The organism is Nonomuraea lactucae (assembly GCF_003313395.1).
Classification (GTDB): Bacteria; Actinomycetota; Actinomycetes; order Streptosporangiales; family Streptosporangiaceae; genus Nonomuraea; species Nonomuraea lactucae.
On record NZ_QNFZ01000092.1, the window covers coordinates 1 to 22835 of the forward strand.

The following is a 22835-nucleotide window of genomic DNA, read 5'->3' on the forward strand; positions in this document are numbered from 1 at the left end:
CGGCCCGCTCCCCGGCTGCTCGCGGGCGCGGGTGTGGTGGTGGCCGGGGCCACGCTGGCGACCGGGCTGGGCAGCGGCACCCTCCCCGGGCTGCTGTGGGCGCTCGGCGCGCTGGCCGGGGAGATCAGCTTCTCGCTGCTGGCCATCCCGCTGCTGCCGAAGCTCGGGGCCCTGCGGGTAAGCGCCTACTCGACGGTGCTGGCCGTGCCCATGCTGGCCGCGATCGGGCTGGCCATGGAGGGTACGGGCATGCTGCGGGTGCCCACGCCCGCGGAGGCGGCGGGCTTCGGCTACCTGACGGTCGTGGTGACCGTGGTGGCGTTCTTCCTCTGGTACACCTCGCTGCCCAGGCTGGGGCCCGGCCGGGCGGGGCTGTTCGCGGGCCTGATCCCGGTCGGGGCGATCGTCACGGGGCTGGTGCTGGGCATCGCGACACCGTCCGCGTACGACCTGGTCGGCGCCGGCCTGGTGATCAGCGGCATCGCGGTGGGGCTCACGGCGGGACGCGTCACCCCGCCCCGCGGCTCCGGACCGGCGCGCGCGTGGGCGTACTCTTTGGGAGACCGAAAGGATGGGCATGGCCGAGTTCGACTACACCGACCTACTTCCGCTGGGTGCCGACGAGACCACATATCGGCTGATCACATCGGAGGGGGTGCGGAAGGTCGAGGCGGCGGGCCGCACGTTCCTGGAGGTCGAACCCGAGGTGCTGCGCCTGCTCACCGAGACGGCCATCCATGACATCTCCCACTTCCTGCGGCCGTCCCACCTGGCCCAGCTCCGCAAGATCGTCGATGATCCCGAGTCGAGCGGCAACGACCGGTTCGTCGCGCTCGACCTGCTCAAGAACGCCTCCATCTCAGCCGGCGGCGTCCTGCCCATGTGCCAGGACACCGGCACCGCCATCGTCATGGGCAAGCGGGGCCGCCACGTGCTGACCGACGGCCGCGACGCCGAGCACGTCTCGCGCGGCGTCTACGACGCCTACACGCGCCTCAACCTGCGCTACTCCCAGATGGCGCCGCTGACCATGTGGGAGGAGAAGAACACCGGCAGCAACCTGCCCGCCCAGATCGAGCTCTACGCCGAGGACCCGCACGGCCACGCCGACGAGTACAAACTGCTGTTCATGGCCAAGGGCGGCGGGTCGGCCAACAAGTCGTTCCTCTACCAGGAGACCAAGGCGGTGCTCAACGAGAAGCGCATGCTGGCGTTCCTGGAGGAGAAGATCCGCTCGCTCGGCACCGCCGCGTGCCCGCCGTACCATCTGGCGGTGGTCGTGGGCGGCACGTCGGCCGAGTACGCGCTGAAGACCGCCAAGTACGCCAGCGCCCGCTACCTCGACTCGATCCCCACCGAGGGCTCCGCGTCCGGGCACGGCTTCCGCGACCTGGAGCTGGAGGCCAAGGTCTTCGAGCTGACCCAGCGGCTGGGCATCGGCGCCCAGTTCGGCGGCAAGTACTTCTGCCACGACGTCCGCGTCATCCGGCTCCCCCGCCACGGCGCCTCCTGCCCCGTGGCCATCGCCGTCTCCTGCTCGGCCGACCGGCAGGCCCTGGCCAAGATCACGGCTGAGGGTGTGTTCCTGGAGCAGCTGGAGACCGATCCGGCCCGCTTCCTGCCCGAGACGACCGGCGAGCAGCTCTCGGACGACGTCGTCCGGGTGGACCTCAACCAGCCCATGCCAGAGATCCTCGCCCAGCTCACGAAATATCCGGTCAAGACCCGGCTCTCCCTGAGCGGCCCCCTGGTGGTGGCCCGCGACATCGCCCACGCGAAGATCGCCGAGCTGCTCGACGACGGCGGCGAGATGCCGCAGTACCTGAAGGACCACGCGGTCTACTACGCGGGCCCGGCGAAGACGCCGGAGGGATACGCCTCGGGCTCGTTCGGCCCGACGACGGCGGGCCGCATGGACTCCTATGTCGAGCGCTTCCAGGCGGCGGGCGGCTCGATGGTCATGCTCGCCAAGGGCAACAGGTCGCAGCAGGTGACGGACGCCTGCCAGAAGTACGGGGGCTTCTACCTCGGCTCGATCGGCGGCCCCGCGGCCAGGCTGGCGCAGGACTGCATCAGGAAGGTCGAGGTGCTGGAGTATCCGGAGCTGGGGATGGAGGCGGTGTGGAAGATCGAGGTCGAGGACTTCCCCGCGTTCATCGTCGTCGACGACAAGGGTGACGACTTCTTCACCGATCGCACGGGACCGGCGCTGAGCATCGGGCGCCGCCGCTGACGCGGGGGCTCCGCACGCGGGCGCCGTTCGACGGCTCTGGGACGGCCCCCTTGTGCCTGCACGGGGCGACCTGGAGGCGGTCCTGCCCGGAGGGGTGGTCAGGCGGCGACGGGGGCGCGGTGCGGGGCCACGATGGTGCCGTCGGGGAGCAGCAGACCGGTGTCCTCGAACAGCAGAACACCGTTGCAGAGCAGGCTCCAACCCTGGTCGGGGTGGGCCGCGATCACGTGGGACGCCTCACGGTCGGGCGAGTCGGCGCTGGGGCAAACGGGGAAGTGACTGCACATCGTGCACCTCTCAGATGATGCTCCTGCTGTGGGGTTTCAGAAGGGCAGCTTGCGCCCCGATGGCGTGCGGAGGTCCAGCGACTGGCCCACCGGCTTGCGGGGCCGGGGACGGATCTGGGTCTGGCGCATCTCATCACGTCCTTTGACGTAGCCGTCATGGTCGTTGGCGCATGCCCTCATTGTGACGATCGTCACCGACACTTTCCGGCTGTCGAGGGACTGCCCCGTTCGGTAACTTCACTCTGCCCCCGCCCCCTTACGTCACCCTTACAACTCACTGACGAACCCCCGAGTTCCGGTCAGTAACCCCAGTCGTAAGCATGCCAGGCGTTTACCTTCGTCGCCCGTGTTTCGCAAGCGACATGCAAGGAAGGCCGAGAAGGCGCAGGCACGGACGGCGGCGGGCCGTCCGTGCCTGCGTGGACCGAACTGACATCGCCATCCTGTCCGATCATGGCCCTAGGTCGCAATGCTGACGCAGTTGCAAGTTCCTTGCAATAGTGTCGGTGGAAAGCGAGACCGACAAGGAGGCCCCATGGGGGAGTACACCCTTCCCGACATGCCCTACGACTACGCCGCGCTGGAGCCGGCCATCACCGGCGAGATCCTCGAACTCCACCACTCCAGGCACCACGCCGCGTACGTCAAGGGCGCCAACGACACGCTGGAGCGGCTCGCCGAAGCCCGCGACAAGGGCGAGTTCGGCGGCCTGGTGGGACTGGAGAAGACGTTCGCCTTCAACCTGTCCGGCCACGTGCTGCACTCGATCTTCTGGCAGAACCTCTCCCCCGACGGCGGGGACCGGCCCGACGGCGCGCTCGGGGACGCCGTCGACGAGCACTTCGGCACGTTCGAGGCGTTCCAGCGCCAGCTCACCGCCGCCACGTCGTCCGTGCAGGGCTCCGGCTGGGGCGTGCTGGCCTGGGAGCCGCTGAGCCGCAGGCTGGTCGTCGAGCAGATCTATGACCACCACGGCAACGTCGGGCTCAACACGACGCCGCTGCTCGTCTTCGACGCCTGGGAGCACGCCTACTACCTGCAGTATCGCAACGTGCGCCCCGACTATGTCGAGAAACTGTGGAGCCTTGTCGACTGGACGGATGTGGCCGCGCGCTTTACTGACGTTACGAGTCAGACGGGTTGACTCAGATTCGCAACTTTTTATCGGCCCGGCCTCTACTGGACGGTTTACACGAATAGGTAAGCTGCCAGGCATGCGTGCGCCCTCCGGTTACCTTCTCGCGGCGCGCTACCGGCTCCTCGAACCGGTTGGCCGCGGCGGCATGGGGACCGTGTGGCGGGCGCATGACGAGCTGCTCGACCGCTACGTGGCGGTCAAGGAGGTCCGGCTGCCCGCCGTGCTCGACGAGGAGCTGCGCGCCGAGCTGTGCGCGCGCACCGAGCGCGAGGGCAGGGCGACCGCGATGGTCGCGCACCCCTCGGTCATCACCGTGTTCGACGTGGTCACCGAGGACGACCGGCCGTGGATCGTGATGGAGCTGCTCCAGGCCAGGTCCCTGGAGCAGCTCATCCAGCAGGACGGCCCGCTCCAGCCGCGCAGGGCCGCGGAGATCGGCCGGCAGATCCTCGGGGCGCTGCGGGCCGTGCACGCCAAGGGGATCCTGCACCGCGACGTGAAGCCCAGCAACGTCCTGGTGACCGACGACCGGGCGGTGCTCACCGACTTCGGGCTGGCGGCGCTGGAGGGCGACGTCTCCATCACCCAGGCCGGCATGGTGCTCGGCTCGGCCGGATACATCGCTCCCGAGCGCGTGCTCGGCTCCAAGGCCAGCCCCGCCGCCGACCTGTGGTCGCTCGGGGCGACCCTCTACACCGCCGTCGAGGGCAGGGGCCTGCACGGCCGCCGCACCGCCGCCGCCGCGCTGGCCGCGCTCACCAGCGGCGAGCCGATCCCGATGCCCAAGGCGGGGCCGCTGGGGCCGGTCCTCGACGCGCTGCTCCGCATCGACCCGCAGACCAGGCTCGACTCAGTGCGGGCCTCCCTCATGCTGGCCCGCGTGGCGGCGGGCGGCTCGGCGGAGGAGCCGCTCGCCTCCCGTCGGGGCGTGCGCCCGGGATCGGTGATCTCGACGCCCCCTTTCTCGCGCAGGCCCGCGCATCGCGGGCTGCACCGGGCGGAGGCGACCGCGGCGGCGCTCACAGGCGGCACCGTGACCGACACGGCCACCAAGGCGGGGCCCGTCCCGCGGCAGGAGCGCAGGCCGGGTGAGGGCGTTCACCGCAGGCGCGTCGAACCTCGTCCCACTTTGTCCATTTATGCCCGTTTCAAGGCGACGATGATAAAGCTCTGCCTTCCCCGGCGATTCTGGCCGCGTGAACTTCGCAAGCGAGGGTAAAGCACTTCCCAAGCGAGAATAGATATCTTCTTCTCATGCCCGAACACCAGACTCGCCTGCTCGCGGAGCGTTACGAGCTCATCTCACCGCTCGGCCGGGGGACGATGGGCACCGTATGGCGAGCCCATGACCGCGCACTCGGGCGCGAGGTGGCGGTCAAGCAGATCCGCCAGGACCCGGGGCTCACCGAGGAGCAGCGGGCCGAGCTGCGCGAGCGGATGGTGCGCGAGGGGCGCATCGCCGCGCGGATCAGCCATCCGGCCGTCGCCGCCATCCACGACGTGCTCATCCACGACAACAGCCCGTGGATCATCATGGAGCTGGTCGAGGCGCGCTCGCTGGAGCAGGTGATCGACGAGGAGGGGCCGCTGCCCGCCCGGCTGGTGGCCGAGATCGGCGTCGACCTCCTCGGCGCGCTGCGCGCCGCGCACGCACAGGGCATAACGCACCGAGACGTCAAGCCCGGCAACGTGCTGATCACCGAGACCGGACGCGTGGTCCTGACCGATTTCGGCATCGCCAGGGCCGAGGGTGACTCCCGCCTCACCAGGACCGGCATGGTGATCGGCTCCCCCGGCTACACCGCCCCCGAACGGGCCAGGGGCGAATACACAGGACCCGAGTCCGACATCTGGTCGCTCGGGGCGACGCTCTACTTCGCCGTCGAGGGGCGTCCCGCGTACGAACGCGCCACGATCGCCGAGACCCTCGCCGCGCTGCTGAGCGAGGACACCGATCCCCCCACCCAGGCCGGGCAGCTCCGGCCGGTGCTGCACGGCCTGCTGGCCAAGGACTACAAGCAGCGGCTGAGCGCGGCGCAGGCGGAGACGATGCTGAGGATGGTCGCCGACACGCCGACGAGCGAGATGCCGGCCATCACCGCCGAGGCCGCCGCCTCCCCACCGCACAGCGTTCCCGCCCCTCACGCTCAGCCCTCGCCTCACGGGCACTTTTCACCTCACGGGCAGCCGGGCGCTCCCGGGCAGCCCGCACCTCACCCGCAGCCCTCCCCTCACCCGCAGCCCGCACCTCGCGTGCGGCCCGGCCCGCAGTCGCTCGCCGCACGGGGTCCTGGCACGGTGCCGCACGCCAAGGCAGGCCCGGCGTCCGGCGCTCCCGGGGCGTCCTCCGGAGCGTCCAGGGCGTCCTCCGGGGTGTCCGGGGCGCCCGCCCAGGCCCAGCAGCACCCCAGATCCGAGCAGCCCCCGTACGAGCCCTCGCAGGCGGACCCGTACGAGCCATCGCCCGGCGACAGGTTCGACCCGGACCGGACCGTCAGCGTGATGCGTCCCAAGGCTCCGATGCCGCAGGACGGGCCTCCCTCGGGGGCGCAGGGCCACCCGCCCCAGAGCCCGCCGCCCGATCCCCACGACGAAGGGTCCTTCGCCACCAGGCGCGTGCAGGTGCCGAGGCCGCAGAGCGGCTCGCCGGGACAGCAGGTGTACCCTCTGCCCGCGCCCCAGCCCGGCGGCGCCCAGCCGTTCGCCCAGCCCCCGCAGGGCATGCCCCAGCCGCCGTACGCGACGCACCCGGCCGGGCCCCAAGTGGGGCCTCCTTACGGTATGGGGCAGCCCCCGCCGGAGCGTCCAGACTCGGGCGGGCTCGGCACAGACCTGTTCGCGATCGCCGGCCCGGAACAGCGTCCGGCGGGCGACCGCACCGGGATGCTCATCCTCATGGGAGTGGCCGCGGCGGCGGCGGTGGTGATCGCCATCCTCATCGTGGCGGTGCTGTCCGCTTGACCCCCGCTCGCGTGGGACAGACTGGGGACATGAGCGAGTACCGGATCGAACATGACTCGATGGGCGAAGTACGCGTACCGGCCGGTGCCAGGTGGCGGGCGCAGACCCAGCGGGCGGTCGAGAACTTCCCGATCTCGGGACGGCCACTGGAGCCGTCGCACATAGCCGCGCTCGGCCTGATCAAGGCGGTCGCCGCGGAGGTCAACGGCGAGCTGGATGTGATCGACAAGGACCTGGCCGAGGCGATCGCCCAGGCCGCGGCCGACGTCGCCGAGAACGAGCACGACGACCACTTCCCGATCGACGTCTTCCAGACGGGCTCCGGCACCTCGTCCAACATGAACGCCAACGAGGTCATCGCACACCTCGCCCAGGAGCGGCTCGGGCGTCCCGTACACCCGAACGACCACGTCAACGCCTCCCAGTCGTCCAACGACGTCTTCCCGACCTCGATCCACGTGGCGGCGGCCACCGAGGTGACCTACCACCTGCTGCCCTCGCTCGAACACCTGGCGACGGCGCTGCGCGCCAAGGCCGTCGAGTTCGAGGAGACGGTCAAGTCCGGGCGGACGCACCTGATGGACGCCACGCCGGTGACGCTCGGGCAGGAGTTCGCGGGCTACGCCTCGCAGATCGAGCACGGGGTGGTACGGGTCAGATCGGCCCTCGGGCACGTGCTCGAACTGCCGCTCGGCGGCACGGCCGTCGGCACCGGCATCAACACCCCTCCCGGTTTCGCCGAGATGGCCATCGCCAAGCTCCGCGAGGCGACCGGCATCCCGTTCATCGAGGCGCTGGACCACTTCGAGGCCCAGGGGGCACAGGACTCGATCGTCGAGCTCTCCGGCCAGCTCAAGGTGGTGGCCGTCTCACTGACCAAGATCGCCAACGACCTCCGCTGGATGGGCTCCGGCCCCCGGGCCGGCCTTGCCGAGATCAACCTCCCCGACCTGCAGCCGGGCTCGTCGATCATGCCCGGCAAGGTCAACCCGGTCATCCCCGAGGCCACGGCCATGGTCGCGGCCCAGGTCATCGGCAACGACGCGGCCATCACGTTCGCGGGCGCGTCGGGCACGTTCGAGCTCAACGTGCAACTGCCGGTCATCGCCCGCAACATCCTGGAGTCCATCCGGCTGCTGGCCAACGTGTCCCGGCTGCTCGCCGACCGCTGCGTGACGGGGATCACGGCCAACACCGACCGGCTACGCGAGTACGCCGAGTCCTCACCGTCGATCGTCACGCCCCTCAACCGCTACGTGGGGTACGAGGAGGCCGCCAAGATCGCCAAGCAGGCCCTGGCGGAACGCAAGACCATCCGCGACGTCGTCATCGAACGCGGCCACGTCGCCAACGGCACCCTCACGGAGGCCCAACTCGACGCCGCCCTCGACGTCCTCTCCATGACCCACCCCTAGCCTCCCAGAACCAACCCCGAGCCCCCCACCCGTTGCCCGCCTCCTTCGGTGAGCCACCTGACACCCACCCACAACCACGGCCCTCGCTCTCGCTCGGACGCCCCCCAGGTGTCGGGCTACGCCCGACGCTTTCGCCCACAGAAAGGGCGTCACCCCGAGCGCGAGAAAGCGATTCCCTGACCCGACACCAAAGGGCACCCACCCGTTGCCCGCCTCCTTCGGTGGGCCACCTGACACCCACCCACAAGCACGGCCCTCGCTCTCGCTCGGACGTCCCCCCGGTGTCGGGCTACGCCCGACGCTTTCACCCATAGACACTGACCTGGCCCGAGAGGCGAACAGGACGTGGGCCGGAGTGGTGAGTAATAGGCGTGGGCCAGAGGCTGTTCGACGACGTCAGGCTGCCATCCCGCACGTGAAGGATCCCCTGGACCGCTACTGATGGCGCCGGTCGAGAAGCACGGGCCCAGGAGGTGAGGCTGAGCGGTCCACGATGCGGGTCAGGGCATCGTGTGGCAGGTCGACCAGGCCGAGACGGTGAGCCCAGTACGCCCAGGGCAGCTCAAGACCTGGAGCCGCGGCGAACGCCCCTGGTGTCACGTCGCCCACGGCGTAGGCGGCTGTCCGTTCGGCCAGGGCCTGAAGGTGCGGCCGGTGGAACCGGCGTAGACCGTGAGCCTCGTCCAGTGAGGGGGTTGGCACGCCTTCCCACTCAGCGATGAAGATGTGCCAGTTGTGGCCCAGCTTGCGGGGCTGATGCTGGCGGCGGCACCAGTTCGGGAGCCACTCCTCGATTGCGGGAACGAGGCGGACCACATTGAGTCCCATTTCCTCCAGGCTCTCGACGCGGGCGGCCGCCTCCTGGCCTCGTCACCGGGGCTGGTGCCGGTGGTGTCCGGCGTGCTCGATGATGAGCCTGTCCCACACGCCGATCGTGGCGCGGTAGATGCCGCGTGCGGTCTCCTCGTAGCCGCCACCCGGGGCGGGCCGCAGGATCAGGTACTGGCCGCCCTGCGATACCAACTCGTACTGGCAGCAGCATGAGGTGACCTTGACCCGGTACAGGTCGTTGTGACGCTGGAACGGTACCCACGAGGGCTCGTCTGCCGCCGGTGGCGAGTCAGCGTTCATCGTCAGCGCTTTCCGCCTGCGCCTCGTCGTCCGGTGGCACAGACAGGCCGGTGGTGTCCGTTGAGGGCGCCCCATTGAAGCCGTTCAGGAACGCGAGAGCGATACCGGCATTCATAGTCATGGCCTTTGCGCGAGGGTGGCGGTGAAGGAAGGCGGGCGGGCGGTGTGGCCCGGCCTTTCCGAGGGCCCGGCCACCCACCGGGTGCGGGCGTGGCGCGTGCTCGCGCAGCGGGGCACCGAGGGCGGCCGAGAGATGGTGCTCGCAGACCGCGCCCGCCCGTGTGCTGCGAGTATGGGCGGCGCGGGCCAGAGGGGGAGGCATACGACAGCCGACCTCTGGCCCGCGCCCTGGCAAGCGGCCACGGGGCACCCTCTCCCCCGGCCGCTCTGGGGCGCGGGCGAGGCTGGCAGACCCGGAACCGCCAGCATCGCCCACGCTTGCTCTGTGTCATCCAGCCGCCTCCCAGGGGACGGACTGCGTCGTGGCAGAATCCATCGGCCAGCGAACAGGCCGCCCAACAGCCGTTGCGGTCAGCAGCATGTTCAGTTCGACTTCGTGGATGCGACTCCACATCTCCTGGGGCGTCTTCGCCTTGCGGTATATGGGCTTGGGCGTGTCGCCCCCGTAGAAGGCGGTGAGGTGCTGCCCCCCGGGCTCCCACAGGAACAGCCACCGGCCCCCGACCTGCTGTGTCAGCTCGGCTGCCCACGCCCAGCCCATGGCGGAGTTCACGATGCGGCGGTTGACGCGCTTCGCTGTGCCTGAGGATTCACGTCGGATAAGCATCAGCGGCCTCACGTTTAGGTCAATGGCGACGAAAGGGGCATGCCGCCCGAATGGAGTGGTGACTGCTACGGCGAATGGCCTCTACGGCCTGCTCACCGCGTGGCATCGAGAATTGCGCCACAGCGTGGTCTGGACAACAGTGACTATGTGCTTCCAGTGATTTAGTCACTGTTTCTGTCACTGGTACGCCGACAAAACCGGGTTCGCCTGTGCGGCGCGGCATGAAATGCCTACGGTGAATGAGTGCCCGATGATGCCGTGCACCGGAGGCGGGACGTGCCACACAAGCGATCGTGTGCAGCGCGGTGGCGGTGCCACGCCCAGCAAGAGCGCTGGCCGCTCGCTCGAACCGTGGACGCGATCGTCCACTGCTGCCAGGTCAGTCGTCTCCGCGCCCACCGGTTGGCGCGCGATTGGACGTTGAAAGAGGCGGTCGTCCAACTGCGCCGACTTTGCAGCACTTTAGGGATCGAACCGCCGAAGACCGACCGCGACCAGTGGGGACTATGGGAGACACTCGCCGGTAGAACTCCCCGGCCAGCAACTGTCGCCCTCCTGTGCCGGCTCTATGCGACGGATGCCATAGATTTAGGCTTTGTCGTCGGCGACTGCGAACTGCCGGCGAGAACCGCCGCCGTTCCCGCTCGCCCAGCCACTCCGCTCAGGGAAGGGCAGCCCAGCCCACACCAGACGGGCTGGAACCACGAATCGTCCTCGATCGAGGAACTCCTGGAATCCAGTCGGCGTGAGGTGGACCGCACCCTCGCCTCAAGCACCGTCACCCAGTGGCAGCTGGATCACCTCGGAGAACGGCTGTCGCGGCTTCGCGCGGAATACATCACCTCGCCACCTGAACAGATGCTGCGCAGGCTGCTCAGCGAACTCCACGAGGTGCACATGCTGGCCTCGGAGCGCCAGCCCACCGCGACTCAGGCGCGTTTGTCGAAGATGACAGCGATCATCGCCACGCTGATCGCCGACTCGCTGATGAAGCTCGGCAACCTGACGGAGGCTCATGCCTGGTACGGCACCGCCCAGACAGCCGCCGACGACAGCGGAAACCGCCTCCTCCGTTCCCGCGTCCGGGCCCAGACCGCCATGCTCCCCTACTATTACGGCCCGATCGAGGCAGCGGTGCGCCTTGCGAGTGAGGCGAGGCTTCTCGCAGGACCACAACCTACAGAGACAGCCGCCTTCGCGGCTGCAGCCGAGGCTCGGGCATACGCTCGCCAGGGCAATGCCGCCGCCGCTCTCCATGCTCTGAACCAAGCACAAGAACTTTTCAGCAAGATCGACCCGCGTCCCGACAACGACGCCTTCGCCTTCCCCGAACGGCGCCTTTACCTGTATATGAGCGGCGTCTTCACCCACCTCTGCCAGCACGGAAGGGCCCGCGCCGTTCGTCAGCGGGGACTTCAGCTTTACGAAGGCCAAGCCGGCATCGACCCGGCGCTGCTGCACATTGAGGAGGCCATCTGCCTCGCCCAGGAACACGCGCTGGAAGAGGCGTGCCAGATGACCAGCTCCACATATCTCAAAGTCCCAGCAGAGCACCGAACGCTGATCCTCGGGATTCGGGCGAGAGACGTCATGAACGCCATACCGCGGCATTTGCGCACCGCACGACCTGCACGAGAGTTGAAGGAGGTCCTAGCGCTGCCGCCTGGAGACGTGTGACAAGTCGGCGCCCCGTGCGACAGCCTGGCTGTATGAGCGCCCCGATCTATGGCGGCTTCGCCGAAGCCCAACTGCTGGAGCTGCTTCACCGCGCATGCGACATCGCAGGGCTTGACCCTGTCGGCGCGGAGATCCTACGAGGGCAGACCAACGCCGTCATCCTCCTCCCGGTCTCGTCCGTCATTGTGAAAGTCGCCCGTGCTGGAACCGACCTCGCCGAAGTCGAGCGCACGGTGTGCTTCGTCCGCTGGCTCATGGACATGGGCTTTCCGACCGTGCCGTTACACGCTCCCGATGCCCAGCCCCTGGTTCTCGACTGCCACCCTGTCACGCTCTGGGCGTTCCTTCCCCAGCCGCCCGAACCGATCCTTGCGAGCACCTTGGCGAAGCCACTAAGCATCCTGCACAGCCTTAGCGATCCTCCCGTATCGCTGCCGCGCGCCGACGCGGTCGGCGCGATCCGGGCGTCTCTGCGTCAGGCCGCCGTCGTCCTCCCGGAAGAGGACCTGCGTTTCCTGGAGCAGCGAGTCGATCGGCTTGAGAGAGAGCTGGCCGACGTGCGATACGTCCTCCCACCCGAGACCATCCTGCAAGGAGACCCGCACCACAAGAACGCGCTGCACAGCACCGACGGCGTTGTGCTGTGCGATTGGGACAGTGTCACCGTTGGCCATCCCGAGTGGGATCTCGTGACGATCGAGATCCACTGCCGGCGATTCGGCTACGGAGTGGACGACTACCGCGACTTCGCGGCGGCGTACGGCTGGGACATCACAGCGTGGGATGGCTATCCCGTTCTCCGGGACCTTCGCGAGTTGAGGATGATCTCCACTAACGCGAGGAAGTCAACCCACACCCCTGACAAGGCCGCCGAAGTACTTCGGCGTATCGCCGGGCTGAGGCGCGAGGACCACGCCTTCCAGTGGAACATCCTCTGACGGTGACCATACGGTGGCCGAGCTGCGCAGCTGAACCAACAGCGGTCCAACCATGACCATTTCCCACGATGCCCAGACAGCCGCCCGCGCGGTGCTCGAAGCTGTCTGACGACGAGCACCTGTCCGCCGGACGAGGTGGTGTTCCGGCTGGGCCTACGCGGTGAGCACGGTGGGCGCGGGAAGCGAGCCCGCGCTCCACCGCCGACCTGGGGAGGTAGGGGACATGGGCGATGATCATAGGATGGCCGACCACTGGTGGTGGAGGCCGGGCTGGGAGCAGGGGCGGCGGTTCTACACCTGGCACCTCACCTTCGAGGACGCACCCGAGGTGCACAGGCTCGCGCAGGCATATCGCGACGGCTTGGCCGACGTCCCCGGCCTCGACCTCGTTCCCGACCAGTGGCTGCACCTCACCACGCAGGGGCTGGGCTTCGTGGGAGAGGTGGACGAGGCCGACATGCATGCCATCGTCCAGGCGGCGACGAAGCGGCTGGCCGGTATCGCGCCGTTCGAGCTGACGCTGGACCGGCCGAGGATCACTCCGGAGGCGATCCGGTGGGAAGCGGCACCCGCCGAGCCGCCATCCGCCGTGCGGGACGCGATCCGCGCGGCGATCGGCGACGTGTGGGCGACCGTGCCCGAACCGGCCGATGGATTCGCCGCGCACGTGACCATCGCCTACAGCAACGCTGGCGGCCCAGCCGGGCCGGCGCTGGCGGCGCTCGACGCCGTCGAGGCGGCACCCGCGGTCGCGCCGGTGCGCAGCGCTGAGCTGATCGTGCTGGGCCGGGACCGGCGCATGTACGAGTGGGACAGCTTCGCCACAGTGCCGCTCGGCGCTTGAGTGCAATCGGCTGGGAGGCGCCGCGTTGGCCTGCCTGACCGCCCTGTCGCCGACAGGGCCCGAGTAGCGCTTGCCGACCATGCGCCTCTGCGACCGGCCTCCTCCCAGGCGCACGGATGTGATGTGGCGGGCTGTGGTTCAGGTCGCCAATGGTGTGGTTGTCCGCGAAACACGTCGCGGACAGCAGGCCGGTCCCGTCCCTGCGCATCCCGGCGGCTGACTGCCGGTTCACCGCTTCCGCGGAGCCGCATGCCGCGAAGTGCGGTAGCTCAATTAGCAGTTCTACCGACACCTGCGTAGCGGCCTCGCGCACCGCGGCAAGTCCTGCCCCGACTTCGCCGCGCACCTATCCGCGCGAGCCCTTAGCCCGGTTGCTTGATGCTCTCGATGATTCGGGCGAAGCCTTCGTCTCCGTGGCCCGCGTCGATCTGGCGTTGGATGAGCCGTTGGACCATGTCGACCACCTCGGTGCCGATGCCCTGGGCGGAACTGGCGGCCAGGAGGTCACCGAGGCTGGAGAACTCGAGGCTCTGTTGACCTTCGACGGTGTAGTCCCCACCGTCGATGACCGCGGCGAACCCTTGGAAGGCGCCGGTCATGGCGGTCAGCCAAGGTGTGGCCATGGTGGCGAACTCGCCCGCCGTCACGCCGGCCGGCGCGACCATGGCGGCCCCGTGCAGGAATCCGGCGAACATGACGTACATGCCCGCGAGCAGGGCGAGGTCGTACAGCGACGCCAACCCGGCATCCTCCCCGAAGTAGGTGGAGGTTCCCCACAGATCGAGCAGCGGCTTGTACTGATTGAAGACATCGGGCGATCCGCTGTAGAGGATCGACGCCCCAGGCTGGCCGATCATGTGCGGTACGGCCATGATGCCGCCGTCCAGATACGCGACCTCGGCATGGGCGGCCCAGGCGGCCAACTCCCGTGAATGAGCGGGCGACGTCGTGGTTACGTTGATCAAAGTTCGTCCGGCCAGCTCATCGGAGAGCGGATCGAGCACCTCGTGGACCGACGCGTGGTCCAGCAGGCATACGATCACCAGTTCGCCGGCCAGGACCGCGTCTCCGGCCGTGGCAGCGGCCTTGGCGCCCTGCGCGATGAGATCGTCCGCCTTCCCCGGTGATCGGTTCCAGACTGTTGTCGCGTATCCGGCCTCTACCAGGGCGCCTGCGAGGGCGCTACCCATCGCCCCCAGCCCGAGCACGCCCACCTGGACACTCTTGTTGTCGGTTGTCATTCCGCGGCTCCCCCTCGTGTTCATCGATCGGCTGAATCCTCTCGGCTGCCGGTATGGTTGACCAGTACGGACTATTTGGTGGGGTACTCACTCATGGGTAAGTAGGTCTTGGAGGGGCGGATGGCGACATCAGCACGAGGTGGTCCCTACTTCTGCGGCATCGACGCGGCGATGGACGTGGTCGCCGGCAAGTGGAAGTCACTGATCCTCTGGGAGTTGCACCACCATGGGACGCGCCGGTTCGCCGCGCTCCGCCGCGGTCTGCCCGGCGTCAGCGAGAAGATGCTGATTCAACATCTGCGTGAGATGGAAGAAGACGGGCTCGTACATCGTGAGGTGTACCGCGAGGTGCCACCGAAGGTCGAATACTCCCTGACGGAGCACGGCGTCTCACTCAACGCCGCCCTGGCCCCCTTGGGAGAATGGGGCACCGAACGTATGCGGCGGATCGGGGCCGACAAGGTCTCCGTCGACGTTGCCGCGACAGTGCGGCGGTAGAAGCGGACGGGCCGGATGGTAGACCGGGCGCGATAGGGATCCGTTCGGTCCGGGAGGTTCCGTCAGGTCAGGGGGTGGCGGATGAGCGCCAGGTCCGCCGTCATCCGGGCGGCGGTCTCGGTGAGGACGGGCAGGACGTCGCGCAGGAGGTCCTCGGTGGGCACGCGGCTGGCGTGGGTGGCCACGTTCACCGCGGCGACGACCCGTCCGTGCCGGTCGCGGACCGGCACGGCGATGGACCGCACGCCCTCCTCCAGCTCCTGGTCCACCAGGGCGTAGCCGTCGGCCCGCGCCCGGCGGACGGCCGCCATCAGGTCGACGGGCGAGGTGACGGTGCGCTCGGTCAGCGGCCGGGGCTCGATCGCGGCCACGTGCTCGTCGGGCAGGCCGGCCAGCAGCACGCGGCCCATCGAGGTCGCGTACGCGGGGAAGCGGGTGCCGACCGTGATGTCGACGCTCATGATGCTCCGGGTGGGCACGCGAGCCACGTAGACGACGTCGTCGCCTGAGAGCACGGCCACCGACGCCGACTCGCGCACGCGCGCCACCTGGTCCACCAGGTGCGGGTGGACGATGTCGCCGAGCGTCCGCCCTGACAGGTGGGCGTACCCCAGCTCCAGCACCCTGGGCAGCAGGACGAACCTGGCCCCTTCGGCGACCGCGTACCCGAGCCGTTCCAGGGAGAGGATCGCCCGCCTGACCGTGGCTCTGGGCAGGCCGGTCGCCTTGGCCGCACCGGCGAGGGTCAGCCCGCCGCGCGCCGAGCCGAGTGAGACGAGCACGGCCAGGCCGCGGGCCAGTGACTGGAGGTATTCGGCGCCCAGCTCCTGCTTGGCGGCGCGGGAGGCGTCCACCGCGAGGGCGGGAGACGCGGGCGGCGGGACCGGATCGGAGAGGACCTTCTCCATCTCGGCGACCGTGGCGCGCAGCCGGGGCAGGGCGTGCGCGCGCAGCCCGGGGAGGGTGTGCCTGCTGGTGTGGCTGTGGACGCTCACCGCGCAGACCGCCTTGCCGCCGCCGTCACGTACCGGCATCGCCACCGCGATCAGCCCCGGCTCCATGAGCTGATCGTCCTCGGCCCAGGGCGTCGAGGCCAAGGGCGTCGAGACCCCGGACGCGGCGGGGGGGCCGAGCAGCGCGAGGCCGGGGGCGCAGCGGTCGGCGGGTAGCGGGTCGCCGACCCGGAAGGCGATGGACATGGTGCGCCGCCGGGCGAACCGGCCGACGAGGCGCAGCCCGTCGCCGTCGCGGACCGCCACCGAGACCGTCTCGTCCAGGGCCCGCGCCAGGCGGTCGGCGTGTGGCCCGACGGCGTCCACCAGGCCGCCGCAGGCGAGGTACGCCTCGCCCAGCTCCATCAGCGGGCCGGCCAGGAGCACGTCGCGGTCCTCGACACGCAGGTATCCGAGCCTGGCCAGGGTCGCCACGATGCGGTCCACCGTGGACCTGGCCAGGCCGGTCGCGCGCACCAGGTCGGTCGCGCGCAGCCGCCGCCCGGGGTCGGCGGACAGGGCGCGCAGCACGGCCAGGCCGCGTTCGAAGGTGCCGGCCGCTTCCATCGGTCCTCCTAATCACCGCCGGCTGACAGCATCACCGGCCGCCGGCATCACCAGCTGGCAGCACGCCAACTCGCAAGCACTTTGACAGGGGTCGCCGCCGCCGCGCATACTCATCCACAGAGCAGTGAACTAAAGTTCACTATACGAACATCTGGAGTGGCGTGCGCGGCAGCAAGGTGATCGCCTCCGCCGCGGAGGCGCTGTCGGACGTGCGGGACGGCGCCTCGTTCGCGGTCGGCGGGTTCGGCCTCAGCGGCATCCCCAACGTGCTGATCAGGGCCCTGTACGACTCGGGGGTCACCGGCATCAGCGTGGTGTCGAACAACTGCGGCGTCGACGGCGGCGCCCTGGGCATCCTGCTGGCCGCCCGGCGCATCGCCCGCGTGACGGCCTCCTACATCGGCGACAACAAGGAGTTCGCGCGGCAGTACCTGGCGGGCGAGCTGGAGGTGGAGCTGACCCCCCAGGGCAGCCTGGCCGAGCGGCTGCGCGCGGGCGGCTGCGGCATCCCCGCGTTCTACACCGCCGCGGGCGTCGGCACCCCGGTCGCCGACGGCGGCCTGCCGCTGCGCCACGCCCCCGACGGCTCGATCGCCGTGCCCGCGCCGCCGAAGGAGGTGCGCGAGTTCGACGGCCGGGAGTACGTCCTGGAGCGCGCCATCACCACCGACTTCGCCCTGGTGCGGGCGGCGCGCGGCGACCGGCACGGCAACCTGGTGTTCGCCAGGTCGAGCCGGAACTTCAACCCGCTGGCGGCGATGGCCGGCCGGGTCACGATCGCCGAGGTCGAGGAGCTGACCGAGCTGGACCCCGACGAGGTGCACCTACCGGGCGTGTTCGTGCGGCGCGTGGTGGTGCTCACCCCCGAGCAGGCCGCCGACAAGGGCATCGAGAAGCGGACGGTGCGCCCCTCATGAGCTGGACCAGGGACGAGATGGTCGCCAGGGCCGCGGCGGAGCTGCACGACGGCGACCACGTCAACCTCGGCATCGGGCTGCCCACCCGCATCCCGTCGTTCCTGCCCCCCGACGTGGACGTGGTGCTCCACTCGGAGAACGGCATCCTCGGAGTGGGCCCGTACCCCACCGAGGACGAGGTCGACCCCGACCTGATCAACGCGGGCAAGGAGACGGTCACGGTCCTGCCCGGGGCGTCCTTCTTCGACTCGGCCCTGTCGTTCGGCATGATCCGCGGCGGGCACATCGACGTGGCCGTCCTGGGCGCCATGCAGGTCTCCGCCCGCGGCGACCTGGCCAACTGGATGGTCCCGGGCAGGCTGGTGAAGGGCATGGGCGGGGCGATGGACCTGGTGCACGGCGCCCGCAGGGTGATCGTGATCATGGACCACACGGCCAAGGACGGCTCCCCCAAGATCGTGGAAGAGTGCTCCCTTCCGCTCACCGGCAGGGCGTGCGTGCACCGCGTGATCACCGACCTCGGCGTCCTCGACGTGACCGCCGACGGCCTGGTGCTCGTGGAGACCGCGCCCGGAGTGAGCGGGGCGGAGCTGCGAAGCCGTACGGCAGCGAAGGTGATCTCATGAAGGACGTCTACATCGTCGACTCGGTCAGGACGCCGATCGGCAGGTACGGCGGAGCGCTGTCCGGCGTCCGCCCCGACGACCTGGCGGCGCACGCCATCAGGGCACTGGCCGAGCGGACCGGTCTGGAGCGCGCCGACGAGGTGATCCTCGGCAACGCCAACGGCGCGGGCGAGGACAACCGCAACGTCGCCCGGATGGCCGCGCTGCTCGCCGGGCTCCCGGTGACCACTCCCGGCCTGACCGTCAACCGGCTCTGCGGCTCCGGCATGGAGGCGGTCATCCAGGGCTACCGGGCGATCGCGCTGGGCGACGCCTCGGTGGTGATCGCGGGCGGCGTGGAGTCGATGACCCGCGCGCCCTGGGTGCTGCCCAAGCCCGACCGCGCGTTCCCCGCCGGCGGCCAGGAACTGGTCTCCACCACGCTCGGGTGGCGCCTGGTCAACCCCCGGATGCCCGAGGAGCACACCGTGGCGCTCGGCGAGGGGGCCGAGCTGATCGCCGACAAGCACGGCATCACCCGTTCGGAGCAGGACGCCTTCGCCCTGGCCAGCCACCAGAAGGCGGCCAAGGCGTCGTTCGAGCGCGAGATCGTGCCGGTGGGCGAGGTGTCCAGGGACGAGGGCATCCGCGAGGACACCTCCATGGAGGCACTGGCCAGGCTCAGGCCGGTCTTCCGCCAGGGCGGCACCGTCACCGCGGGCAACTCCTCCCCGCTCAACGACGGCGCCGCGGCGTTGCTGCTGACCGACGAGGCGGGGCTGGCCGGGCGCGAGCCCCTGGCCAGGATCGCCGCCACCGGCGTCAGCGCGCTCGAACCCCGCTACTTCGGCCTCGGCCCGGTCGAGGCGGCCAAGACGGCGCTGGACAGGGCGGGCAGGAGGTTCGGCGACCTGGCCCTCGTCGAGTTGAACGAGGCGTTCGCCGCCCAGGCGCTCGGCTGCCTGGCCGAGCTGCCCGACCTCGACCCCGCGATCGTCAACCCGTACGGCGGCGCGATCGCGCTGGGCCACCCCCTGGGCGCGTCGGGGGCGCGGATCACCGGGGCGGTAGCCCACCGGCTCGCCGAGGCGGGCTCCGGCGTGGGCCTGGCCACCCTGTGCATCGGGGTCGGCCAGGGCCTGGCCGTCGTCCTCGAACGGTAGCCCCGCGCCCTGAGGCTCAGGCCAGGCTGCCCTGAGGTTCAGGGCAGTCTGGCCGACGCGGAGACCCAGCGGTCGAGCACGTCCGGCGCCGCGCCCGAGTCGATCGCGTCGGCCGCGCGTTTGGCGGCCGACGAGAGCACCTCGGTCAGGTCGCGGGCCGGCGGGGAGCCGTCGGCGGCCACCAGCGCGGCGGCGGCGTTCAGCACCACGATGTCCCGCACCGGCCCCCGCTGCCCCGCCAGCACTTCACGCGCCACCCGCGCGTTGTGCGCGGCGTCGCCGCCACGCAGGTCCGCGAGCCGGGCGCGCGGGAGGCCGATGTCGGCCGGGTCGAAGCGGGTGCGGGTTACCGCGCCGCGCCGCACCACCCAGACCGTGGACGGGCCCGAGGTGGTGAGCTCGTCGAGGCCGTCGTCCCCGTGGAAGACGAGCGAGGAGCCGCCGCGCTCGGCGAGGACGCCCGCGATGACGGGGGCCATCCGCGCGTCCGACACGCCCACGGCCTGGGCCTGGGGCAGTGCGGGGTTGGTGAGCGGTCCCAGGAAGTTGAAGACGGTGGGCACGCCGAGCTCGCGCCGCGGCCCGGAGGCGCGCCTGAACCCCGGGTGGAACGAGCCCGCGAAGCAGAACGTGATCCCCACCTCCTCCGCGATCCGGGCGACGGCCGCGGGCGGCAGGTCGATGCGCACGCCGAGCTCCTCCAGGACGTCGGCGGACCCGGACGAGGAGGTCGCGGCCCGGCCGCCGTGCTTGACGACGCGGGCGCCGGCCGCGGCGGCCACGATGGCGGCCATGGTCGAGACGTTCACGGTGCCGGTACGGTCACCGCCGGTGCCGACCAGGTCCACGGTGTCGCCGGGGATCCTGATGGCGGAGGAGTGGGCGAGCATGCCGTCGGCGAGCCCGGCCACCTCGGCCACGGTCTCGCCCTTGGCGCGCATGGCGACGGCGAAGGCCGCGATCCGGGCGTCCGTCGCCGCGCCGGACATGATCTGCCCCATGGCCCAGCCGGCCTGCCGGGTGGTGAGCGGAGTGCCGTCGAGGAGCGTGCCGAGCAGCGATGGCCAGGTGGTGGTCATGGACGCCCTTTCGTGGGTCGAGGTGCTCGACGGGGGCGTGACCGGCATGCGGAGGCCGCCTCGTCGAGGCGGCCGGGGTGCGTATGCGCTGCGGGTCCGCCTAGGAGGCGGAGGGCCAGACGGACGGATACGCGTTCATGCCAGGGATCTTAGCAGCCGGAGACGGCCACATAGAGGAACGGCGATCTATGTCGTCCGGGCCCATGCTCGGCGCTTGGCGGAGCGCCTAGGGTCGGAGGCATGGCGAAGGAGCTGATGGGGCGGACCGCGCTGGTGACCGGGGGCGGCAGCGGGATCGGCGCCGCGTGCGCCCGGCGGCTGGCCGCGGGAGGCGCGAGCGTGGTGGTGGTCGACCGCGGTGCGGAGGCGGCCGGGAAGGTGGCGGCCGAGATCGGCGGGACCGCCGTGGTCACCGACCTGCTCGACCCGGGCTTCCTCGACGACCTTCCGCTGGACGTCGACATCGTGGTCAACAACGCCGGATTCCAGCACGTGGCGCCCGTCGAGGAGTTCCCGACCGAGGCGTTCGCGGGCATGCTGAGAGTCATGGTGGAGGCGCCGTTCCTGATCGCGCGCAGGGTGCTGCCCGGCATGTACGCCAGGGGGTGGGGCCGGTTCGTCAACATCTCGTCGGTCCACGGCCTGCGGGCCTCGCCGTACAAGTCGGGTTACACGACGGCCAAGCACGCGCTGGAGGGCCTGTCCAAGGTGGTGGCCCTGGAGGGCGCGCCGCACGGGGTCACCTCGACCTGCGTGTGCCCGGGCTACGTGCGCACGCCGCTGGTCGAGGGGCAGATCGCCGACCAGGCCAAGGTGCACGGCATCGCGCCCGAGGAGGTCGTCGCGGACATCATGCTGCGGCCCGCGGCGATCAAGCGGCTGATCGAGCCGGAGGAGGTGGCCGAGCTGGTCGCGTTCCTGTGCGGGCCGAGCGGGTCGTTCATCACCGGCGTGTCCCTTCCCGTCGACGGCGGCTGGACGGCGCGCTAGTGATCCGGCGCTTCCTCGAACTGCTCGGCCGGGAGGCCTCAGCCGTGGAGTTCGAGGGGCCCATCATCGAGGCCAGGGCGGCCGGCGCCGACCCGGCCGCGATCGAGGAACTGGAGCACGCCAAGGTCGAGGCGCTCCGGGTGCGGGCGCTGCTCAAGCGCCGGGCCAGGCGCGAGGCCGAGCTGTCGGCGCTCTACGACACGGCGGGCGACCTCGCCGCGCTGCGCGACCTGGACGCGGTGCTGGAGGCGATCGTGCACCGCGCCAGGCAGCTGCTCGCCACCGACACGGCCTACCTCACCCTGCACGACCCGGAGCGGGGCGACACCTACATGCGGGTTACCGACGGGTCGATCTCGGCGAAGTTCCGGACGCTCAGGCTGGCCATGGGCGCCGGGCTGGGCGGGCTGGTCGCGCAGACGGCTGTGCCGTACGCGACGGCCGACTACTTCGCCGACGCCCGCTTCCACCACAAGGACCACATCGACGAGGCCGTCACGGAGGAGGGCCTGGTCGCCATCCTGGGCGTGCCGTTGCGGCTGGGCCAGCGGGTGATCGGCGTGCTCTTCGCCGCGAACCGCAGCGCCCGGCCCTTCCACCAGGAGGAGGTGTCGCTGCTGGCCAGCCTGGCGGCGCACGCGGCGGTCGCCATCGACAACGCCAGGCTCCTGCAGGAGACGCGCAACGCGCTGGAGGAGCTGTCGAGCACCCACCGCATCGCGCGGGAGCACGCCGAGGCGGTCGAGCGGGCCGCGCTGGCGCACGACCGGATGACCTCGCTGGTGCTGCGGGGCGGCGGCATCGAGGATGTGGCCGCCGTGGTGACCGAGGTGCTGGGCGGCTCGCTGGTGGTGCTCGACGATCTCGGCAGGCCGATCGCCGGCTCGTTGGACACCGGAGTGGGCGACCTCGACGCGGGCGTGTTCGAGGCGGCGCAGGCTTCACGGGCGCTGGGCCGTACCGTGCGCAGGGCCGACCTGCTCATCGCGTCGGTGGACGTCGGCGGGGAGCCGCTGTGCACGCTGGTGCTGCGCAGCGACGACGCCGAAGAGCGCATCCTGGAGCGCGCCGCGCTGGTCTGCGCGCTGCTGCTGCTGTTCCGCAGGAGCGTGGCGGAGGCCGAGGGGCGGGTACGCGGCGAGCTGCTGGACGATCTGATCTCCCGGCCCGGCACGCCGGGGCTGGCGGACCGGGCGCGCAGGCTGGGCGTGGACCTGGGCGCCCCGCACGTCGTGGTGGTCGTCAGGCACGACGGGCAGCGGGAGCGGGCCGCGTTCTGGGCCTCGTCGCAGGCGGCGCTCAGGCACGGGCTGGCGGCGGGGCGGGCCGACGAGGTCGTGCTGCTGCTGCCCGGCGGCCATGCGGGCGACCT

23 protein-coding genes are annotated in these 22835 nt (G+C 70.5%); 15 read left to right on the top strand and 8 right to left on the bottom strand.

The window, feature by feature from the left end:
- Both DQW85_RS06960 and DQW85_RS06965 read left to right on the top strand, forming a co-directional pair.
- The coding region (locus DQW85_RS06960) for a DMT family transporter (RefSeq protein ID WP_240196980.1) at positions 1–741 on the top strand (741 nt) is incomplete at its 5' end.
- Positions 638–2233, top strand: coding sequence for a fumarate hydratase (locus tag DQW85_RS06965; protein ID WP_240196982.1), 1596 nt, complete (start codon positions 638–640; stop codon positions 2231–2233). The genes DQW85_RS06960 and DQW85_RS06965, both read left to right, overlap by 104 nt.
- 98 nt (positions 2234–2331) lie before the next feature.
- Here DQW85_RS06965 and DQW85_RS06970 read toward each other — a convergent pair whose 3' ends face one another.
- Together DQW85_RS06970 and DQW85_RS44245 are read right to left on the bottom strand one after the other, a co-directional pair.
- Positions 2332–2520 carry a DUF5999 family protein gene (locus DQW85_RS06970; protein WP_113699563.1) on the bottom strand — a complete coding sequence of 63 codons (189 nt, stop codon included), beginning with the start codon at positions 2518–2520 and terminating at the stop codon, positions 2332–2334.
- 36 nt (positions 2521–2556) lie between these two features.
- Entirely contained in the window at positions 2557–2700 is a 144-nt protein-coding gene (locus DQW85_RS44245; RefSeq protein ID WP_162794798.1) for a hypothetical protein, read from the bottom strand.
- A gap of 355 nt (positions 2701–3055) precedes the next feature.
- On the opposite strand from DQW85_RS44245, the gene DQW85_RS06975 reads away from it, so the two are divergent.
- The 4 genes from DQW85_RS06975 (at position 3056) to DQW85_RS06990 (ending at position 8034) form a co-directional block, all read left to right on the top strand.
- Positions 3056–3664: a superoxide dismutase gene (locus DQW85_RS06975; protein WP_113699564.1), complete on the top strand. Its 609-nt coding sequence runs from the start codon at positions 3056–3058 to the stop codon at positions 3662–3664.
- 70 nt (positions 3665–3734) lie between these two features.
- Positions 3735–4877, top strand: a complete 1143-nt coding sequence (locus DQW85_RS06980; protein ID WP_113699565.1) for a serine/threonine-protein kinase — start codon at positions 3735–3737, stop codon at positions 4875–4877.
- Between the two features lie 35 nt (positions 4878–4912).
- Positions 4913–6619, top strand: a complete 1707-nt coding sequence (locus tag DQW85_RS06985; protein ID WP_113699566.1) for a serine/threonine-protein kinase — start codon at positions 4913–4915, stop codon at positions 6617–6619.
- A gap of 29 nt (positions 6620–6648) precedes the next feature.
- Positions 6649–8034 carry a class II fumarate hydratase gene (locus DQW85_RS06990; RefSeq protein ID WP_113699567.1) on the top strand — a complete coding sequence of 462 codons (1386 nt, stop codon included), beginning with the start codon at positions 6649–6651 and terminating at the stop codon, positions 8032–8034.
- 435 nt (positions 8035–8469) lie between these two features.
- Here the strand turns inward: DQW85_RS06990 and DQW85_RS06995 are convergent, their stop codons facing one another.
- The 3 genes from DQW85_RS06995 to DQW85_RS07005 all read right to left on the bottom strand — a co-directional run bounded on the left by DQW85_RS06995 (position 8470) and on the right by DQW85_RS07005 (position 9898).
- Positions 8470–8862: a hypothetical protein gene (locus tag DQW85_RS06995; protein ID WP_113699568.1), complete on the bottom strand. Its 393-nt coding sequence runs from the start codon at positions 8860–8862 to the stop codon at positions 8470–8472.
- Between the two features lie 42 nt (positions 8863–8904).
- Positions 8905–9165: a hypothetical protein gene (locus DQW85_RS07000; protein ID WP_113699569.1), complete on the bottom strand. Its 261-nt coding sequence runs from the start codon at positions 9163–9165 to the stop codon at positions 8905–8907.
- Positions 9166–9613: 448 nt separating this feature from the next.
- Positions 9614–9898 carry a hypothetical protein gene (locus DQW85_RS07005; protein ID WP_162794799.1) on the bottom strand — a complete coding sequence of 95 codons (285 nt, stop codon included), beginning with the start codon at positions 9896–9898 and terminating at the stop codon, positions 9614–9616.
- 405 nt (positions 9899–10303) lie between these two features.
- Here DQW85_RS07005 and DQW85_RS07010 point away from each other — a divergent pair, with 405 nt between their 5' ends.
- The 3 genes from DQW85_RS07010 (at position 10304) to DQW85_RS07020 (ending at position 13411) form a co-directional block, all read left to right on the top strand.
- Positions 10304–11629, top strand: a complete 1326-nt coding sequence (locus DQW85_RS07010; protein ID WP_205314943.1) for an NsdA family TPR-like regulatory protein — start codon at positions 10304–10306, stop codon at positions 11627–11629.
- Between the two features lie 32 nt (positions 11630–11661).
- Positions 11662–12567, top strand: coding sequence for a phosphotransferase (locus tag DQW85_RS07015; protein ID WP_113699571.1), 906 nt, complete (start codon positions 11662–11664; stop codon positions 12565–12567).
- A 223-nt stretch (positions 12568–12790) separates the two neighbouring features.
- Positions 12791–13411 (top strand): 2'-5' RNA ligase family protein, encoded by a 621-nt coding sequence (locus DQW85_RS07020; protein ID WP_205314944.1) that lies wholly within the window; start codon positions 12791–12793, stop codon positions 13409–13411.
- Between the two features lie 362 nt (positions 13412–13773).
- On the opposite strand, the gene DQW85_RS07025 is transcribed toward DQW85_RS07020, so the two are convergent.
- The gene (locus DQW85_RS07025; RefSeq protein WP_113699573.1) at positions 13774–14652 is read right to left on the bottom strand and encodes an NAD(P)-dependent oxidoreductase; all 879 of its coding nucleotides are present in this window, start codon (positions 14650–14652) and stop codon (positions 13774–13776) included.
- Positions 14653–14772: 120 nt separating this feature from the next.
- Between DQW85_RS07025 and DQW85_RS07030 the strand changes: the two genes are divergently transcribed.
- Positions 14773–15150 carry a winged helix-turn-helix transcriptional regulator gene (locus DQW85_RS07030; RefSeq protein WP_113699574.1) on the top strand — a complete coding sequence of 126 codons (378 nt, stop codon included), beginning with the start codon at positions 14773–14775 and terminating at the stop codon, positions 15148–15150.
- Between the two features lie 62 nt (positions 15151–15212).
- Here the strand turns inward: DQW85_RS07030 and DQW85_RS47900 are convergent, their stop codons facing one another.
- Positions 15213–16709, bottom strand: a complete 1497-nt coding sequence (locus DQW85_RS47900; RefSeq protein WP_113699575.1) for an IclR family transcriptional regulator domain-containing protein — start codon at positions 16707–16709, stop codon at positions 15213–15215.
- A gap of 161 nt (positions 16710–16870) precedes the next feature.
- On the opposite strand from DQW85_RS47900, the gene DQW85_RS07040 reads away from it, so the two are divergent.
- From DQW85_RS07040 to DQW85_RS07050, 3 genes are read left to right on the top strand one after another with little or no spacing between them, the layout of a single operon-like run.
- On the top strand, positions 16871–17626 hold the full coding sequence (locus DQW85_RS07040; protein ID WP_113699576.1) for a CoA transferase subunit A: 756 nt from the start codon (positions 16871–16873) through the stop codon (positions 17624–17626).
- Positions 17623–18252, top strand: a complete 630-nt coding sequence (locus tag DQW85_RS07045; RefSeq protein ID WP_113699577.1) for a CoA transferase subunit B — start codon at positions 17623–17625, stop codon at positions 18250–18252. Before DQW85_RS07040 ends, DQW85_RS07045 begins: the two co-directional genes overlap by 4 nt.
- Positions 18249–19394: a thiolase family protein gene (locus tag DQW85_RS07050; RefSeq protein WP_113699578.1), complete on the top strand. Its 1146-nt coding sequence runs from the start codon at positions 18249–18251 to the stop codon at positions 19392–19394. Before DQW85_RS07045 ends, DQW85_RS07050 begins: the two co-directional genes overlap by 4 nt.
- A 38-nt stretch (positions 19395–19432) precedes the next feature.
- Here the strand turns inward: DQW85_RS07050 and trpD are convergent, their stop codons facing one another.
- On the bottom strand, positions 19433–20473 hold the full coding sequence (gene trpD, locus DQW85_RS07055; RefSeq protein WP_113699579.1) for an anthranilate phosphoribosyltransferase: 1041 nt from the start codon (positions 20471–20473) through the stop codon (positions 19433–19435).
- A 240-nt stretch (positions 20474–20713) separates the two neighbouring features.
- On the opposite strand from trpD, the gene DQW85_RS07060 reads away from it, so the two are divergent.
- Positions 20714–21463 carry a 3-hydroxybutyrate dehydrogenase gene (locus DQW85_RS07060; RefSeq protein ID WP_113699580.1) on the top strand — a complete coding sequence of 250 codons (750 nt, stop codon included), beginning with the start codon at positions 20714–20716 and terminating at the stop codon, positions 21461–21463.
- Positions 21463–22835 (top strand): GAF domain-containing protein (locus DQW85_RS07065; RefSeq protein ID WP_240196981.1); only part of this gene is annotated, 1373 nt, incomplete at its 3' end. The genes DQW85_RS07060 and DQW85_RS07065, both read left to right, overlap by 1 nt.

Bases quoted from the DNA above. Each gene is read 5' to 3' on its own strand.
- DQW85_RS44245 (WP_162794798.1), bottom strand. From the start codon at position 2,700: ATGAGGGCATGCGCCAACGACCATGACGGCTACGTCAAAGGACGTGAT.
- DQW85_RS06990 (WP_113699567.1), top strand. From the start codon at position 6,649: ATGAGCGAGTACCGGATCGAACATGACTCGATGGGCGAAGTACGCGTA.
- DQW85_RS07045 (WP_113699577.1), top strand. From the start codon at position 17,623: ATGAGCTGGACCAGGGACGAGATGGTCGCCAGGGCCGCGGCGGAGCTG.
- DQW85_RS47900 (WP_113699575.1), bottom strand. From the start codon at position 16,709: ATGGAAGCGGCCGGCACCTTCGAACGCGGCCTGGCCGTGCTGCGCGCC.
- DQW85_RS07015 (WP_113699571.1), top strand. From the start codon at position 11,662: ATGAGCGCCCCGATCTATGGCGGCTTCGCCGAAGCCCAACTGCTGGAG.
- DQW85_RS07000 (WP_113699569.1), bottom strand. From the start codon at position 9,165: ATGAACGCTGACTCGCCACCGGCGGCAGACGAGCCCTCGTGGGTACCG.
- DQW85_RS07020 (WP_205314944.1), top strand. From the start codon at position 12,791: ATGGGCGATGATCATAGGATGGCCGACCACTGGTGGTGGAGGCCGGGC.
- DQW85_RS07030 (WP_113699574.1), top strand. From the start codon at position 14,773: ATGGCGACATCAGCACGAGGTGGTCCCTACTTCTGCGGCATCGACGCG.
- DQW85_RS06985 (WP_113699566.1), top strand. From the start codon at position 4,913: ATGCCCGAACACCAGACTCGCCTGCTCGCGGAGCGTTACGAGCTCATC.
- trpD (WP_113699579.1), bottom strand. From the start codon at position 20,473: ATGACCACCACCTGGCCATCGCTGCTCGGCACGCTCCTCGACGGCACT.
- DQW85_RS06975 (WP_113699564.1), top strand. From the start codon at position 3,056: ATGGGGGAGTACACCCTTCCCGACATGCCCTACGACTACGCCGCGCTG.
- DQW85_RS07025 (WP_113699573.1), bottom strand. From the start codon at position 14,652: ATGACAACCGACAACAAGAGTGTCCAGGTGGGCGTGCTCGGGCTGGGG.
- DQW85_RS06980 (WP_113699565.1), top strand. From the start codon at position 3,735: ATGCGTGCGCCCTCCGGTTACCTTCTCGCGGCGCGCTACCGGCTCCTC.
- DQW85_RS07050 (WP_113699578.1), top strand. From the start codon at position 18,249: ATGAAGGACGTCTACATCGTCGACTCGGTCAGGACGCCGATCGGCAGG.
- DQW85_RS07060 (WP_113699580.1), top strand. From the start codon at position 20,714: ATGGCGAAGGAGCTGATGGGGCGGACCGCGCTGGTGACCGGGGGCGGC.
- DQW85_RS06970 (WP_113699563.1), bottom strand. From the start codon at position 2,520: ATGTGCAGTCACTTCCCCGTTTGCCCCAGCGCCGACTCGCCCGACCGT.
- DQW85_RS06995 (WP_113699568.1), bottom strand. From the start codon at position 8,862: ATGGGACTCAATGTGGTCCGCCTCGTTCCCGCAATCGAGGAGTGGCTC.